15 protein-coding genes, 1 tRNA gene and 1 riboswitch are annotated in these 14615 nt (G+C 52.5%); of the genes, 9 read left to right on the top strand and 7 right to left on the bottom strand.

All coding sequences use genetic code 11. The features are described 5' to 3' along the window. Positions 1-13: 13 nt before the first annotated feature. The 4 genes from hemF to purD all read right to left on the bottom strand — a co-directional run bounded on the left by hemF (position 14) and on the right by purD (position 3831). On the bottom strand, positions 14-946 hold the full coding sequence (gene hemF / locus NWAT_RS01300) for an oxygen-dependent coproporphyrinogen oxidase (protein WP_013219345.1): 933 nt from the start codon (positions 944-946) through the stop codon (positions 14-16). A gap of 44 nt (positions 947-990) precedes the next feature. Next, positions 991-1548 (bottom strand): Sua5/YciO/YrdC/YwlC family protein, encoded by a 558-nt coding sequence (locus tag NWAT_RS01295; RefSeq protein ID WP_013219344.1) that lies wholly within the window; start codon positions 1546-1548, stop codon positions 991-993. Positions 1549-1557: 9 nt separating this feature from the next. Beyond that, positions 1558-2430 (bottom strand): phosphoribulokinase, encoded by an 873-nt coding sequence (locus NWAT_RS01290; RefSeq protein ID WP_013219343.1) that lies wholly within the window; start codon positions 2428-2430, stop codon positions 1558-1560. Between the two features lie 87 nt (positions 2431-2517). Next, entirely contained in the window at positions 2518-3831 is a 1314-nt protein-coding gene (gene purD / locus NWAT_RS01285; protein WP_013219342.1) for a phosphoribosylamine--glycine ligase, read from the bottom strand. Between the two features lie 196 nt (positions 3832-4027). Further along, positions 4028-4124, top strand: a riboswitch (TPP riboswitch). Between the two features lie 58 nt (positions 4125-4182). Between purD and thiC the strand changes: the two genes are divergently transcribed. Both thiC and NWAT_RS01270 read left to right on the top strand, forming a co-directional pair. Continuing rightward, positions 4183-6057, top strand: coding sequence for a phosphomethylpyrimidine synthase ThiC (thiC, locus tag NWAT_RS01280; protein WP_013219341.1), 1875 nt, complete (start codon positions 4183-4185; stop codon positions 6055-6057). Between the two features lie 427 nt (positions 6058-6484). Further along, on the top strand, positions 6485-8038 hold the full coding sequence (locus NWAT_RS01270) for a phospholipase D family protein (RefSeq protein ID WP_049773039.1): 1554 nt from the start codon (positions 6485-6487) through the stop codon (positions 8036-8038). 147 nt (positions 8039-8185) lie between these two features. On the opposite strand, the gene NWAT_RS01265 is transcribed toward NWAT_RS01270, so the two are convergent. Beyond that, positions 8186-8575, bottom strand: a complete 390-nt coding sequence (locus NWAT_RS01265) for a VanZ family protein (protein WP_013219339.1) — start codon at positions 8573-8575, stop codon at positions 8186-8188. Next, the gene (gene mutH, locus NWAT_RS01260; protein WP_013219338.1) at positions 8576-9271 is read right to left on the bottom strand and encodes a DNA mismatch repair endonuclease MutH; all 696 of its coding nucleotides are present in this window, start codon (positions 9269-9271) and stop codon (positions 8576-8578) included. It abuts the gene before it with no gap. Positions 9272-9365: 94 nt separating this feature from the next. Between mutH and NWAT_RS01255 the strand changes: the two genes are divergently transcribed. From NWAT_RS01255 to NWAT_RS01225, 7 genes are all read left to right on the top strand, one after another. Further along, positions 9366-10292: an ABC transporter ATP-binding protein gene (locus NWAT_RS01255; protein WP_013219337.1), complete on the top strand. Its 927-nt coding sequence runs from the start codon at positions 9366-9368 to the stop codon at positions 10290-10292. After that, positions 10289-11065, top strand: coding sequence for an ABC transporter permease (locus NWAT_RS01250; RefSeq protein WP_013219336.1), 777 nt, complete (start codon positions 10289-10291; stop codon positions 11063-11065). Before NWAT_RS01255 ends, NWAT_RS01250 begins: the two co-directional genes overlap by 4 nt. A 26-nt stretch (positions 11066-11091) precedes the next feature. Next, complete coding sequence (locus NWAT_RS01245; protein ID WP_013219335.1) at positions 11092-11925, top strand: hypothetical protein; 834 nt, start codon at positions 11092-11094, stop codon at positions 11923-11925. A 29-nt stretch (positions 11926-11954) separates the two neighbouring features. Further along, entirely contained in the window at positions 11955-12752 is a 798-nt protein-coding gene (locus NWAT_RS01240) for an undecaprenyl-diphosphate phosphatase (RefSeq protein ID WP_013219334.1), read from the top strand. Positions 12753-12844: 92 nt separating this feature from the next. After that, positions 12845-13273 carry a 50S ribosomal protein L13 gene (gene rplM, locus NWAT_RS01235; protein WP_013219333.1) on the top strand — a complete coding sequence of 143 codons (429 nt, stop codon included), beginning with the start codon at positions 12845-12847 and terminating at the stop codon, positions 13271-13273. A gap of 19 nt (positions 13274-13292) precedes the next feature. After that, positions 13293-13682 carry a 30S ribosomal protein S9 gene (gene rpsI / locus NWAT_RS01230; RefSeq protein WP_013219332.1) on the top strand — a complete coding sequence of 130 codons (390 nt, stop codon included), beginning with the start codon at positions 13293-13295 and terminating at the stop codon, positions 13680-13682. A gap of 11 nt (positions 13683-13693) precedes the next feature. Continuing rightward, positions 13694-13767, top strand: a tRNA-Gln gene (locus NWAT_RS01225). A 66-nt stretch (positions 13768-13833) separates the two neighbouring features. Here NWAT_RS01225 and NWAT_RS01220 read toward each other — a convergent pair. Continuing rightward, entirely contained in the window at positions 13834-14418 is a 585-nt protein-coding gene (locus NWAT_RS01220) for a nitroreductase family protein (protein ID WP_013219331.1), read from the bottom strand. Positions 14419-14615: the final 197 nt, after the last annotated feature.

Here is a 14615-nt window from a genome sequence, read left to right as displayed (position 1 = left end):
CCCAGGCAGCGATTTATGGTTCTTCTGCCAGCCAATCCTGGGGCCGCAGAAATTTTTCATAGAGCCGCGCCTCTGGGGTTCCTGGAGCTGGCTGCCAATGATAACGCCACTTTACCAAGGGCGGCAGGGACATCAGAATGGATTCAGTTCGCCCTCCTGACTGCAGCCCAAAGAGAGTGCCCCGATCATAGAGAAGGTTAAACTCCACATAACGTCCCCGCCGGTAGAGCTGGAAATCCCGCTCCCGTTCGCCATAAGTTAGGGATTTGCGCTGCCGCACAATAGGCACATAAGCCAATAAATAATGATTTCCCACGCTTTGCATGAAATCAAAGCAACGCGGAAAACCCCATTCATTCAAATCATCAAAAAAAAGTCCGCCAATCCCCCGGGTTTCATCCCGATGCTTCAGGTAAAAATATTCATCGCACCATTTTTTGTAACGGGAATACACCGTTTCTCCAAAGGGGAGACAAGCCTCACGGGCCATGCGGTGCCAGTGGATGGCATCTTCCTCGAAAGGATAATAAGGAGTGAGATCAAAACCGCCACCAAACCACCAAATAGGCGCGGCATCCTCCTTGGAGGCCATAAAGAAACGGATATTGGCATGGGAAGTAGGCACATAAGGATTACGCGGATGGATAACCAAAGATACTCCTAGCGCCTCGAACCGCCGACCCGCTAATTCTGGCCGCTGAGCCGTGGCTGAAGCCGGGAGCCCCTCTCCAAAGACATGGGAGAAATTGACTCCTCCTTGTTCGAACACGGCACCCTCGGATAACACCCGGGAGCGGCCTCCGCCACCCGCCGCCCGCTGCCAAGTTTCCTCCATAAAGGGCGCTTCCCCATCCTCCTGTTCCAAGGTGGAGCAAATGTGATCCTGAAGATCAAGTAGATAATTTTTGACTGCTGTTATATCAGGATCACCGCCAGAATGATGCATTACCTCTCCATTTTTAGGTTAGCGCGGATATATACTAACTGACCTTATCGAAGCCGCCGACCAGTGCTTCCATCGCGGATCTCGCTGGGACCAGTCCGGCCTCCCGTAATGCCGGGGAGAATATAATCGAGGCTCGCTCCAAAGGATCGGCGTACCTGTAAAGTCGTCTGTGCCGGAGGACGACCGGCACGATTAGCGCTCGTGGATACTAGCGCATGACCCGCCGTTTGGCAAAGACACGCTGCTAGTGGATACGCGGTGACTCGAACAGCAAGAGTATCATGGCGGCCTCTCAGCCAAGGAGGAACATCCCCTCGGGCTGGCAATAACCAAGTAACTGGCCCTGGCCAGGTCTCTTCAAGGCGGCTCCGGGTTGAGGCAGTCAACGGCAATAAATATGGCTGTAGCTGGGTAAAATCGGCCGCGATCAAGATGAAGCCTTTATGAACAGAACGCCCCTTGAGTTGAAGGATACGCTCAATGGCCGCCTTTTGCCGCGGATCGCAACCAAGGCCAAAGACCCCTTCCGTCGGGTAAGCGATCACGCCGCCCCTGTGGATAATGCGGGCAGCGAACCGCACTCGCCAGTTGGGGCAAGCCATCAACAATCCTTAGCCACGGGCGCGCTTTTTCTCCATGATGCCATGAATAACCGGGGTGAGTACAATCTCCATGGCCAGCCCCATTTTACCCCCAGGCACCACCAAAGTATTGGCCCGCGACATGAACGAATCTTTCAACATATTTAAATAATAGGGAAAATCCGCCATATGAGGATCGCGGAAACGGATAACCACTTTGCTCTCATCAGGCGTTGGAATATCCCGGGCAATAAAAGGATTGGAGGTATCGACCAAGGGCACCCGCTGAAAATTAATATGGGTATGGGAGAACTGAGGAGAAATATAATGCACGTAATCCGGCATACGCTTGAGAATAATCTGAACCACCGCTTCTGAGGAATAGCCCCGGTTGAGACAATCCCGGTGAATTTTCTGAATCCATTCCAAATTTACTACCGGCACCACGCCTACCAGTAAATCCACATATCGGGCAACGTTGACCTGATCCGTCACCACCCCTCCGTGGAGTCCTTCATAAAAAAGTAAATGACTATTTGAGTCGATAGGCTCCCAAGGCGTAAAGGTGCCTGGCGCCTGATTGTAAGGCTCGCCCTCTTCCTCGCTGTGAATATAAAGCCGCTTTTTCCCTGTACCCTGTTCCGAATATTCGCGGAATAGAGCTTCTAGCTTCTCTAACTCATTGGCCTCTGGACCGAAATGAGTCAAAATCTTGCCCTGAGCTTCATACTCCGCTGTCTTCTCCTTCATGGTCTGACGGTCATAACGGTGGAAACTATCTCCCTCGATGACTACCGGCCGAATACCTTCACGCCGGAACATATCGCTGAAGGCCTGTTTAACTGTAGAAGTACCGGCCCCAGACGAGCCAGTTACTGCAATAATAGGATGTGCTACGGACATTGCGCTCTCCTCAGTACTAATTTTATTGAAAATTGCTTTAATTTGAATCGAGATCAGTGAAAACTTATGCTTACAAAATTTTACCTGCTACTTCGGATACCCGCTCTCCGCCATCGAATCTGCTTCCCGAGCGATGGCGCGATAACCAATATCACTCCGGTAGTAGGCTTCTTTCCAGGTAATCTGCTGAACAAGGCCATAAGCCGTTGCTTGGGCCTCGGTGACGGAATTGCCAAGACCACAGGCACAAAGCACCCGGCCTCCGGCAGTTACAATGCGGCCTTGCTCTTCAGCCGTCCCCCCATGAAATACTTTACGATCTTCACGTTCCGGGGCAGGCAGCCCATAAATAGGATCGCCAAAGGAATAAGACCCTGGGTAGCCCTTCGCCGCCATCACTACCCCCAAGGCAGCGCGGGGATCCCAATCCACACTAACCTCATGCAAGCGCCCTGCCAAGGCAGCCTGGCACAAGGCAACTAAATCTGATCGCAGCCGCATCAGAATGGGTTGGGCTTCCGGATCGCCAAAACGGCAATTATACTCTAGGACCTTGGGAGAGCCATTCTCGGCAATCATCAGGCCAGCATATAAAAACCCCCGGTAGGGATAACCTTCCTCCGCCATCCCACGCACCGTGGGCACGATGACTTCTTGCATGACGCGTTCATGGACCGCCTCTGCCAGTACTGGCGCAGGGGAATAAGCCCCCATCCCTCCCGTATTAAGTCCCCTATCTCCCTCCTCGAGAGCTTTATGGTCCTGAGAGCTGGCCAGAGGTAAAACGTGCTCACCATCGCTCATGACAATAAAACTGGCTTCTTCTCCCCTCAAAAACTCTTCCACTACCACTTGGCATCCAGCTTCGCCAAAGACACCATCCCCTAGCATACTATGAACAGCGGCAATAGCTTCCTCCTCAGTCCGGGCAACCACCACCCCTTTGCCTGCGGCTAAACCATCAGCTTTCACGACGATGGGAGCGCCTTCGGTTTTAATATAGGCAATAGCCGGCTCCACCTGGCTAAACGTCTGGTAACGGGCAGTGGGTATCCCCCAACGAGTTAAAAACTCCTTGGCAAAGGACTTAGACCCTTCAAGGTGTGCAGCTCCACGCCGAGGCCCCCAGCAGGGCAACCCTGCTTCTTCGAAAGCATCTACGATACCCAGCACTAAGGGAGCTTCCGGGCCCACCACGGTCAACTCGATTTGCTCCGCCAAGGCAAAAGCCACCAAAGCGGAAATATTATCCGATTTGATAGGAATATTTTCCGCTTTAGGCTCCCTTGCGGTACCAGCGTTACCCGGCGCTACATAAACTCGATCAACCAGGGGCGACTGGGCTAATTTCCAAGCCAGAGCATGCTCCCGGCCTCCTCCTCCAATCACCAAAACTTTCATATTTTTAACTGCACTGCATGTAAAAAAATGCTCAAATAATAGCCTAGGAAAGCTTAAAGCCCAAATAAGCGATCCTAATTCTGCCTAATTGATATAAACTGACGTTTTTCGAAAGCGCTCCGCATTCGAGGCACAAAAATGAATTCAAATGGCGGCAAGCCGTTGCAAGAATCCGCGCGATCCTTTATGGTCACGGGACAGTAGCTAGGGGTGCCGTGGAATTACCCGGCTGAGAGAGTCCCTCTGAACCTGATCCGGTTGGTACCGGCGTAGGGAAGCTGAGAAAGCCTAGGCGCCTACGTCCTCAATGCCGCCGGTCATTAGCCCATGCGGTCTTTAAGGAGTTTATACATGAGCGCTATTCCAGAAGAATTTATGTCCACCCAAGCTCAGGTGGACAAGCAAGCCATCCAGCCCTTTCCCAATTCACGCAAAATCCATGTTACGGGTAGTCGCCCTGATATTCGCGTCCCCATGCGGGAAATCGCGCTTTCCGACACCCATACGAGTCAGGGGCGAGAAAAAAATCCTCCCTTAACCGTCTACGATACTTCTGGCCCTTATACGGACCCGGAAACCAAAATTGATATCCGCCAAGGTCTGCCAGAGCTCCGCCGAAACTGGATTGAAGAACGAGCGGATAGCGAAATATTACCTGATCTTTCCTCCCGATACGGTCGACAGAGAAATGCTGATTCCAAGCTGGATTCCTTACGCTTTGTCCATTTACGCCCACCCCGCCGAGCCAAGGCTGGTCATAATGTAAGCCAGATGCATTACGCCCGGCAAGGGATCATCACTCCAGAAATGGAATTTATTGCTATCCGCGAGAACCAGCGCCTGGAGCAATATCGGGAGCAGCTTGCCCAGCACCATCCCGGGCAGTCATTCGGTGCCCATCTACCGTCCCGGCTAACTCCCGAATTTGTACGCTCGGAAGTCGCTCGCGGCCGCGCCATTATCCCAGCTAATATCAACCATACCGAGTTGGAACCCATGATTATCGGGCGTAATTTCTTGGTCAAGATTAATGCCAATATTGGCAACTCCGCCGTAACCTCTAGCATTGCCGAGGAAGTGGATAAAATGACCTGGGCCATTCGCTGGGGCGCCGACACGGTGATGGATCTTTCCACTGGCAAAAATATCCACGAAACACGGGAATGGATAGTACGCAACTCTCCCGTCCCCATTGGCACCGTGCCTATTTACCAGGCCCTCGAAAAAGTGGGGGGAAAAGCCGAAGAGCTGACCTGGGAGATCTTCCGCGACACCTTAATTGAACAAGCCGAACAGGGGGTGGATTATTTCACCATTCACGCCGGGGTGCGTCTGGCCTATGTGCCCCTAACCGCCAAGCGAGTCACCGGTATCGTCTCCCGGGGCGGCTCCATCATGGCCAAATGGTGCCTTGCTCATCACACGGAAAGTTTCCTCTACACCCATTTTGAGGAAATTTGCGAAATCATGAAAGCTTACGATGTTTCTTTCTCCTTAGGAGATGGACTGCGACCCGGCTCCCTTGCCGATGCCAACGACGCAGCCCAATTTGCCGAGCTTGAAACCCTGGGGGAACTCACCGAGATTGCTTGGAAACATGATGTTCAGACTATGATTGAAGGCCCGGGCCATGTCCCCATGCACCTTATTAAGGAAAATATGGACAAACAGTTGGCTTGTTGTGGCGAAGCGCCTTTCTACACCTTGGGACCTTTAACCACTGACATTGCGCCAGGCTACGACCACATCACTTCTGGTATCGGCGCGGCCATGATCGGCTGGTACGGCACTGCCATGCTCTGTTATGTCACTCCCAAGGAGCACCTGGGATTACCCAATAAAAACGACGTCAAGGAAGGCATTATTACTTACAAAATTGCGGCCCACGCTGCCGACCTAGCCAAAGGACATCCCAGCGCCCAAATCAGGGACAATGCCATGTCCAAAGCGCGGTTTGAGTTTCGCTGGGAAGATCAATTCAACATTGGTTTAGACCCTGATCAGGCGCGGGAGTATCATGACGAGACCTTACCCAAGGACTCGGCCAAAGTAGCCCACTTCTGTTCCATGTGCGGTCCTCAGTTCTGCTCCATGAAGATCTCCCAGGATGTGCGCGAATATGCCAAACAAAAGGGCCTAGAGCACCATACCGCCCTAGAGCAAGGCATGGCGGAAAAAGCCCAGGAATTCAGGGAAAAGGGTGCGGAGATTTACCACCAGACCTAATCTCTTTGCTTTTATCAAAAGTATAGAAAAACAGGGGGCCTCTAAAAGGCCCCCTACTTCTTAAGCACTATCCAGAAATCTTTTCTTAACCTCTACTTCCGCTGCGTTCAGCACTGATATTGCTCGCAAACCAATAAAGGGGGGGGTGACTAATTAACAAGGATATTATAACCCCCTACAAGCGAGCAAGAAAGCTGGCAACCAAGCAAACAGTCTTTCAATAACACCCGTACAGTACGGCGCGCTCAGCAAAGAGCCAGGCAACATGCTATATTGTGGGGACCAAGAGACGGCATCAATCGCTTTGGGGTTTCATCGAGGCTGATTTTAATTTTGTTCCTGCAAAATTTTATTCACCTGACCAATTTGCATTTCTTAGTAGTTTTTGGCGGTGGTTTTTCCACGGCCTCGGTTTTTTTACTACTCCATGCACACTTTAAATCCCTGGAAAATATTTCTATCTGCCTACAAAGCAATAATTTTAAGTACCAGTCTTTTGATGGGATGCCAAGAACTGCCACCACTTGATACACGCATCCCTTCACACGCCTTTGGTCGCGATGAGGTACCCAACACTGCGCTCGGCCGCGAAATTGCGCGCGACACGGCGGCACATCCGGATGAGAGTGGCGTGTTTGCGCTCACCGAACCGCGCGGCGCGTTTGCCGCGCGCGCCATGCTTGCCGCAACTGCCGAGCACACGCTGGATGTGCAGTATTACATCTGGCGCCACGACATCACTGGTACGCTCATGCTCAAGGCATTGCTCGAAGCGGCGCGTCGTGGCGTGCGCGTGCGGCTGCTGCTCGATGATATGACCACCGCCAGCCTTGATCCCATGCTCGCCGCGCTCGATACGCATGAAAACGTCGAGGTACGGCTATTCAATCCCTTCGTGCATCGCAAGTTTCGCTTTATCGATTTCATCACCGCATTTGCGCGTGCCAACCGACGCATGCACAATAAATCGTTTACGGCGGACAACAGCGCCACCATCGTGGGCGGGCGCAACATCGGCGATGAATATTTCGGCGCCAGTGAGCATCTCATGTTCGCCGATGCCGACGTGCTTGCAATTGGCCCCGTAGTCAAAGCTGTATCATGGGATTTCGACCGTTACTGGGCCAGCGCCTCGGCCTATCCAGCGGCCTCCTTATTGCCGCCGTCTTCCGCCTCGGCGCAGGCGGAAATCTTCGGCGCGGCCGCGCGCGTCGCAAACGGACCCGAGGCAAATAAGTATCTCGATGCACTACACGAGGATGGCACCATTGATGCGCTGCTCACACATAATCTACCCTTCATCTGGGCGCCGACCCAGATGCTCAGCGACGATCCGGCCAAGGGTGTTGGTAAGGCATCACCCGAGGCATTGCTAGTCACGCGCTTAAGCAAGATCATCGGTGCCGCTGTCGGACGCTTCACGTTGATATCCGCCTATTTTGTACCGACCCAGGCTGGAACCGACGCCCTCGTGGCCCTGGCCCGCAGAGGTGTTGATATCACGATTCTTACCAATTCGCTCGAGGCGACTGACGTCGCCGCAGTGCATGCCGGTTATGCGCGCTACCGCAAGACGCTGCTTGAAGCAGGTATCGTGCTGTATGAGATGCGCAGCGGTAATGCTAAAACCAACATGGCCGTGTTCGGCAGTTCAGCCGCCAGCTTGCATGCCAAGACCTTCAGCATTGATGGCGAGCGCGTGTTTGTCGGCTCATTTAACTTCGATCCGCGTTCGGCGCAGCTCAATACTGAGCTGGGTTTCGTCATTGAAAGCGCCATACTCGCGCAACGTATCGCCGCGCAATTCAATACCGCGCCGCAATACGCGTATCGCGTTATGCTATCGAACGATGGCAACGTGTACTGGCTCGAACAATGCGACGGTAAAACATTGCGCCACGACGAAGAGCCTTACACCAGTATTTGGAAACGCATGGGTGTTCGGCTTCTGTCAATCATGCCCATCGAGTGGTTATTGTAGACAATTCCCTCAATCTTCTCGGTATCGTCGCGAGTAATCCCGCCCTACTTTCCAGTGCTTATAGCCTGGCCTCCAGTACGCGAGACAGAAGCCATAGGTTTTGATTGATCACAACGCCCAAGCTGGATGAAGCGCCATGCCGCTCCCCTACGACGCCCCCCGGGCTTCCCAAAAGCATTCTAAGCGCCTTAAGGCCGTCCCGGCGGGAGTACGGGCTAACAGGTATCCGCCCACTATTCCCATTATATCGGCAAGCATATCTCCATATTCGAAGTCACGGCCCACGAGATCTTGCAAAAATTCCAGAGTAATCCCCAAAACCACCAAAAAAAGACCCCAAAAAACATGTAGCCGGGCAGGATAAACTTGGCTAAACCACCATGCTAGCAGCGCATAAGCTGTAAAATGTCCCAACTTATCCTGATCCTGGATGTCCAGTTTTACATCCGGTAGAGACGAGGTAAGGCTTAAATAAACCACGACAGCTACCAATAACCATCCTAGTAAACGCCAAAACCATATAAACTTTAATTTCATTTAATTCTCGGAAAAAGACCAACTAGCGTAATAACGCCCTAGCAGGGCGGCCGTAAAGGTGGAACGTAAATAGAAACCACGGGGGAGAGTCCGAACTCGCGCGCCATCTTCTCCGATTCCTTCACATAGGGCATCTCCATTGGCCGCCTTGGGACGTATCTGGAGGCAAACCCCATAGTGCGCGGTAATCATTTCTAACTGCCCGAGGCACACCATATCCATCAACTCTTCCCAATCCGCTCTTAGCATTGCTTCTTCCTCAGAATTAGGACTCCAAAGCAAGGCCATCCCTACCCGGCGCACCGATAGGGGCACTCCTGTCTGGGCTTCCACAGGCAACCACAATACCCGGTTAAGTTTACGCCGAATCCAGCTAGTCTCCCAACAGGCATCGAAATCCGTTAGTGGCACGGTACAAACATAGGTGGATTCTTTAGGTCGGCCATCTGCCCACAGCGGGAGGGTTTTCATCTCTACACCAAGCGCGGGAAAATCAGGCGCGGCTTGGGAGCCGGAAGTTGCCCCTAGGGCCAATTCCAGCAATTCCCCAACCCACCCTTTAGCACGCCGTAAATCCCGGGGTACCTGCCGGCCAAGGTGGGCAGCAATCTGCGCAAAAGACAATCCCGCTAATGCCTGGGCCCGTGCTAATAGCTCACGCTCATCAGCGGGGGGAGGCATCGAAAATACTGCCATAGTAAAATCCAATTATGGGCAACAACTAGCACCCTGTCGAGACCTTACCGTACATGATAGGATGTTTACTCCAAGCAACGGCTGTTCATGAGCAATGAAAGCACTGGTCATCGAAAATCTACAAAAAACCTACGGCAACCATTTCGTAGCCCTGAAGGGAATCACTTTAGAGGTAAAACAAGGGGATTTTTTTGCTCTGCTAGGTCCCAATGGGGCGGGAAAATCCACCACTATTGGCATCATTTCTTCCCTAATTACCAAAAGCGCCGGAAAGGTCTCGGTCTTTGGCATGGACCTGGACCAGGAGCCAGAAGAGGCCAAGCGGATCATTGGCCTCGTTCCCCAAGAATTCAACTGTAACGGCTTTGAGAAAATTTTCAACATCTTGATCACCCAGGCTGGGTATTACGGGATCGAACCCAGAATCGCCCGCACTCGCGCTGAACAACGGCTAAAACAGCTGGGCCTGTGGGACAAACGCAACGAGTGCGCCCGCAACCTTTCCGGAGGAATGAAGCGTCGCCTGATGATTGCCCGTGCCCTCGTGCATAACCCCCGCCTCCTGATCCTAGATGAGCCCACGGCCGGAGTCGATATCGAATTGCGCCGCTCCATGTGGCAATTTCTTCAGGAAACCAACGCTAAGGGAACTACGATTATTTTAACAACCCACTACCTGGAAGAAGCTGAAAGACTCTGCCGCAACATTGCCATTATTGACCGCGGCGCTATCATTGAGCATAACTCCATGAAAACCTTACTGACCAAACTCAACCGGGAAACTTTCATCCTCTACCTTAAAGAACCACTGAAATTTACCCCCACTCTTCCTGACTACCCTCTCCATCGCGTGGATGACACGACCTTGGAAGCGGAAGTTCGCAAGGAAGAGGATCTCAATACCCTCTTTGCAGCCCTTTCCAAGGAAGGGATTCGGGTACTAAGCATGCGGAATAAAGCCAACCGGTTGGAAGAACTCTTTATAGACCTTATCACTTCCAGCGATACCCTTGCCGCATGAGCCGCGCACAACGTCATTACATTGCCTTTAAGACCCTAGTTATTAAGGAGGTCCGGCGATTCGCTCGCATTTGGGTCCAAACCCTGCTGCCGCCAGCGGTGACCATGACATTGTATTTCATTATCTTTGGCAGCCTCATCGGCGCCCGCATTGGCCCCATGGAAGGTTTTAGCTACATGGAATACATCGCCCCCGGCCTGATCATGATGGCGGTCATTACCCATTCTTATTCCAATGTGGTGTCCTCCTTTTTCAGCGCTAAATTCCAACGCTATGTGGAAGAGCTGCTGATTTCACCGACCCCCCCTAGCATTATTCTGGCAGGCTACGTGGTAGGCGGCGCGGTGCGAGGTCTGATGGTCGGCTTGCTTGTGCTGTTTATAGCGCTTTTTTTTACCCACTTAAAGGTAGAACATCCCCTCATTACCTGCGCCGTTGCCATATTGACTGCCATTGTCTTTGCCCTGGGGGGATTTATTAACGCCACGTTTGCTAATAACTTTGACGATATTTCTATCGTCCCCAATTTCATCCTGACCCCCCTGACTTATCTGGGGGGCGTTTTTTATTCCATCAATCTGATGCCGGAATTTGGCCAAACCCTTTCCCTCTTTAACCCTATTCTCTATATGGTTAATGCCTTCCGCTACGGCATTTTAGGGGTATCGGATATCAATATCTGGATGGCTTTCGCCCTTATCTCAGTATTCCTGATAGGGCTAACGGCCTTGGCTCTCTATTTACTGCGCAAGGGAGTAGGGATAAAAACCTAAACCATACCCTTCCAGTAGGCAATTCCATGTATCCCTTCGACTATTATACTGTCCGGCGTTTAAACCCCTATCTGGGCATTCTGCAGGTCATTGATGCCGGTAAGGTGCGAGTCTATTCCAGTGAAGGTAAAACCTGGCGGCCACGGCGGGTTGCAGGTAGCGAGCGTTTTTGGCCCGAAATGGATACCGGCGGTAATGGCTATGGCCGCGCCGAGGTTTCTAAAAACGCCCTCGCCAAAGCCATCGAGCATCACCCCCCGCTCCCTTTTCCAGTCGGCGATCGCTTTGAGCTATGGCTGCTGCGCAAAGCAACTGGCTTACCCTTGGCGCTGCTCAATAGCTGCCACTGGCCGCAGGATATGGCAGCTGTCACCGATCCAACCTGGCGAGCATTCCCCCCTGGCGTAACCGACTTTGAAGTACCTGGCCTAGCGACTACTCGCGGGGCACGCCACCAGAATATGCTGGAATGGTGGATCAACGATGCAGCCCGGCCACTGCCCGCCGCCCAATGGTTCCAGCGCGACTCTAACGGGAGGGGTAAGGGATTAGACGGACTCCGGATTGCGCCTCAATGGCAAGGACGAATTTTGCCAGCCTTGGCCTTCCCGGAGCTCTTGCTGGATGAGCACTGGGAGAGTGAGGAAGCCGCCCGCTTAGTCCAAGGCTATCATAACTGGCACGGGGCTCTGCTCCTAGCCCATGGAAATTTGCTACGGAATACCCGGCAGCGGCTGGAGCAAGCTGCCCGGAAGAGGCCCGATATGCTGCTAGAAAGCCATCTCATGCTCCCCGAAGTTCTGGACTCCGAGGCACTAAAAATCGCCTTGGTCGCCGCGCGGCTTATGCAAACGCTTTAATCAACGGCTTAATTAGAAGGAATTTTCTCGTGGATTTTATCCATATTCTGGCACTGGCTATTTTGCAAGGACTCACCGAGTTTCTTCCCATCTCCAGCTCCGCCCATCTTATCCTCCTGCCGGTTCTCGCTGGCTGGACCGATCAAGGGCTTGCTTTTGACGTGGCGGTTCACCTGGGAACTTTAGCCGCGGTCATCGGCTATTTCCGGCTAGAACTAGCAAGGATGGCGAGAGATTGGCTCCAATCCCTCGCTTCAGGCCAACAGCAAGGAGAAAGCCGCCTAGCCTGGGCTGTGCTCCTTGGCACCCTACCGGTCGGATTAGTGGGCATTATGCTCAACGAGTCCACCCAGGAAGCACTCCGCTCCCCCTTGATCATCGCCTGGAGCACGGTGGGATTCGGCTTCCTTCTCGCCTATGCGGACTGGGCCGGCAAGCAACAACGAAACGAGCATACCCTCACCTGGCGCGATGTGCTCTTTATTGGCCTCGCTCAAGCCTTGGCCCTCATTCCCGGCACTTCTCGTTCCGGCATCACCATCACCGCCGGCCTAATATTAGGACTCACCCGGGAAGGAGCCGCTCGGTTTTCCTTCTTGCTGGCCATCCCGGTTATCCTCCTTGCCGGCGGGCTAGCCGTTTTGGAGCTGTTGAATCATACCGAAACCGTAGATTGGAACGCCCTCGCCCTTGGTGCCCTAATTTCCGGGCTTTGCGCCTATGCCTGTATTCACTACTTCCTTAAATTTCTTCAGCATATCGGCATGCTTCCCTTCGCGGTATACCGGGTGCTGCTGGGCGCTTTGTTATTTTATCTATTTTCATAACATAGCTTCCAACTCCAAATTGACAGTTCACTCGGCAATCCGTAGAATTAACAGCTTTTTAGACACTCAGCCAATTGCTGGAGCAATAACGGATGAAAACCTTCAGTGCCAAACCCAAAGAAGTCCGGCGCGACTGGTATCTTGTGGATGCTAATGGGGTAACCCTAGGGCGCTTAGCAAGCGAGATCGCCCGGCGCCTGCGGGGAAAGCATAAAGCTATCTACACCCCCCATATCGATACTGGAGATTACATTGTGGTGGTCAATGCAGAAAAAATCCGCGCCACGGGTAAGAAAATGGCGCAGAAGCATTACTACCGGCACTCAGGCTATCCTGGCGGGATTAAATCCCTTACCTTGGAGAAACTCCTTGAACGCGCCCCCGAACGGGCAATAGAGCTTGCCGTCAAAGGAATGTTACCCAAAAATACCTTAGGCCGTGCAATGTTTCGCAAGCTAAACGTTTATGGGGGAACCAGCCATCCCCATACTGCGCAACAACCTCAACCTCTCAAGATCTAAGTTCACGAGCATCTCAATCATGGCAGAGACATATTACGCTACCGGCCGCCGCAAAACTTCCACCGCCCGGGTCTATCTGAGTAGTGGAAGTGGCAATATTTTAATCAATAACCGTAGCATAGAAGAGTACTTTGGCAGGGAAACTTCACGGATGATCGTCCGCCAGCCACTGGAATTAGTGGAATTAAACGAGAAGCTAGATGTGCGGATTTTCGTTCGCGGAGGTGGGAATAGCGGTCAAGCCGGCGCCATTCGCCATGGTATTGCCCGGGCACTCGTCAGCTACGATGAAATACTTAAGCCCCCGCTTCGCAAAGCAGGATTTATTACCCGAGACCCCCGAGCCGTGGAGCGCAAGAAAATCGGCCTTCATAAAGCCCGCAAAGCACCTCAATACTCGAAGCGTTAATGGTTTTTTGTTGGGGGATCGTCTAGTGGTAGGACAGCGGACTCTGACTCCGTCAACCTAGGTTCGAATCCTAGTCCCCCAGCCAAAAAACAAAGACCGGTAGTATTACTGCGGGTCTTTGTTTTTGATCTCTACACCAAAAAGCCCTGATTTAAAGTTCGCCATGGATAATAATCTCATCCAGTGTCTTACGTTGCCGCTCACGGGAATCCCGCTGCGCGTATTTCTCTGGTACCAGAGAAGATTTACCGGCATAGCCGATTGCTAATCCTGTAAAAGGCTCCAGCGAACCAGTGAAGCTAAATACCTGCCGCGCCTTATCAGGTTCAATACCGATCATCTGATGCACACTTAAACCACGCGCGGTTGCTTCGAAGGTGAGGCAAGCCGATGCAGCACCTAAGTCATGGATCGCCGCTTTGTTCTGCCTACCATTATGCTCAAATTTATGTTCAACCAAGCCTAGGGCAAGTACTGGTGCATTTTTCGCCCACGGCTGGTTACCTTCCGTAAGCACGCTAAGTATTTGCTCCCAAATTTCCTGGCTACGCTCCCGGACACCGACAATATACCGCCAAGGTTGAGCATTATAGGACGACATAGCCCAGCGGGCCGCCTCGAACGCAGCGCGCAGATCATCTCTGCTGACCTCACGGCTTGGATCAAAAGCGTAAGGGCTCCAGCGTTGGACAAGCAAATCGTGAACGGGATAATCGACGGGGGCGTTGCGATTCATAAAACGCTCCTTATTGGTTGTGCTTATAAAAAACACATAGGGTAGCCGATTTAATCAGGCAACGGAATTGTGGCCAGTCTCGCCGAGAGTATCCACCCTCATATGCTCAGAAGGCGATACTTAAAGAAACGTTGAATCCAACCCTGCTTTTTCTCGCGGTCTGATTACCGGAATCAACCCATCTAGCTGCGCCCGCT

It is taken from the genome of Nitrosococcus watsonii C-113, assembly GCF_000143085.1.
Lineage (GTDB): Bacteria > Pseudomonadota > Gammaproteobacteria > Nitrosococcales > Nitrosococcaceae > Nitrosococcus > Nitrosococcus watsonii.
The sequence above is the reverse complement of the archived record's forward strand: the minus strand, read 5'-3'. Positions and strand labels throughout refer to the sequence as shown.

What these genes read in the sequence shown, in the direction of transcription:
- hemF (WP_013219345.1), bottom strand. Translation starts at nt 946, where the DNA reads ATGCATCATTCTGGCGGTGATCCTGATATAACAGCAGTCAAAAATTAT.
- NWAT_RS01295 (WP_013219344.1), bottom strand. Translation starts at nt 1,548, where the DNA reads ATGGCTTGCCCCAACTGGCGAGTGCGGTTCGCTGCCCGCATTATCCAC.
- NWAT_RS01290 (WP_013219343.1), bottom strand. Translation starts at nt 2,430, where the DNA reads ATGTCCGTAGCACATCCTATTATTGCAGTAACTGGCTCGTCTGGGGCC.
- purD (WP_013219342.1), bottom strand. Translation starts at nt 3,831, where the DNA reads ATGAAAGTTTTGGTGATTGGAGGAGGAGGCCGGGAGCATGCTCTGGCT.
- thiC (WP_013219341.1), top strand. Translation starts at nt 4,183, where the DNA reads ATGAGCGCTATTCCAGAAGAATTTATGTCCACCCAAGCTCAGGTGGAC.
- NWAT_RS01270 (WP_049773039.1), top strand. Translation starts at nt 6,485, where the DNA reads ATGCACACTTTAAATCCCTGGAAAATATTTCTATCTGCCTACAAAGCA.
- NWAT_RS01265 (WP_013219339.1), bottom strand. Translation starts at nt 8,575, where the DNA reads ATGAAATTAAAGTTTATATGGTTTTGGCGTTTACTAGGATGGTTATTG.
- mutH (WP_013219338.1), bottom strand. Translation starts at nt 9,271, where the DNA reads ATGGCAGTATTTTCGATGCCTCCCCCCGCTGATGAGCGTGAGCTATTA.
- NWAT_RS01255 (WP_013219337.1), top strand. Translation starts at nt 9,366, where the DNA reads ATGAAAGCACTGGTCATCGAAAATCTACAAAAAACCTACGGCAACCAT.
- NWAT_RS01250 (WP_013219336.1), top strand. Translation starts at nt 10,289, where the DNA reads ATGAGCCGCGCACAACGTCATTACATTGCCTTTAAGACCCTAGTTATT.
- NWAT_RS01245 (WP_013219335.1), top strand. Translation starts at nt 11,092, where the DNA reads ATGTATCCCTTCGACTATTATACTGTCCGGCGTTTAAACCCCTATCTG.
- rplM (WP_013219333.1), top strand. Translation starts at nt 12,845, where the DNA reads ATGAAAACCTTCAGTGCCAAACCCAAAGAAGTCCGGCGCGACTGGTAT.
- rpsI (WP_013219332.1), top strand. Translation starts at nt 13,293, where the DNA reads ATGGCAGAGACATATTACGCTACCGGCCGCCGCAAAACTTCCACCGCC.
- NWAT_RS01220 (WP_013219331.1), bottom strand. Translation starts at nt 14,418, where the DNA reads ATGAATCGCAACGCCCCCGTCGATTATCCCGTTCACGATTTGCTTGTC.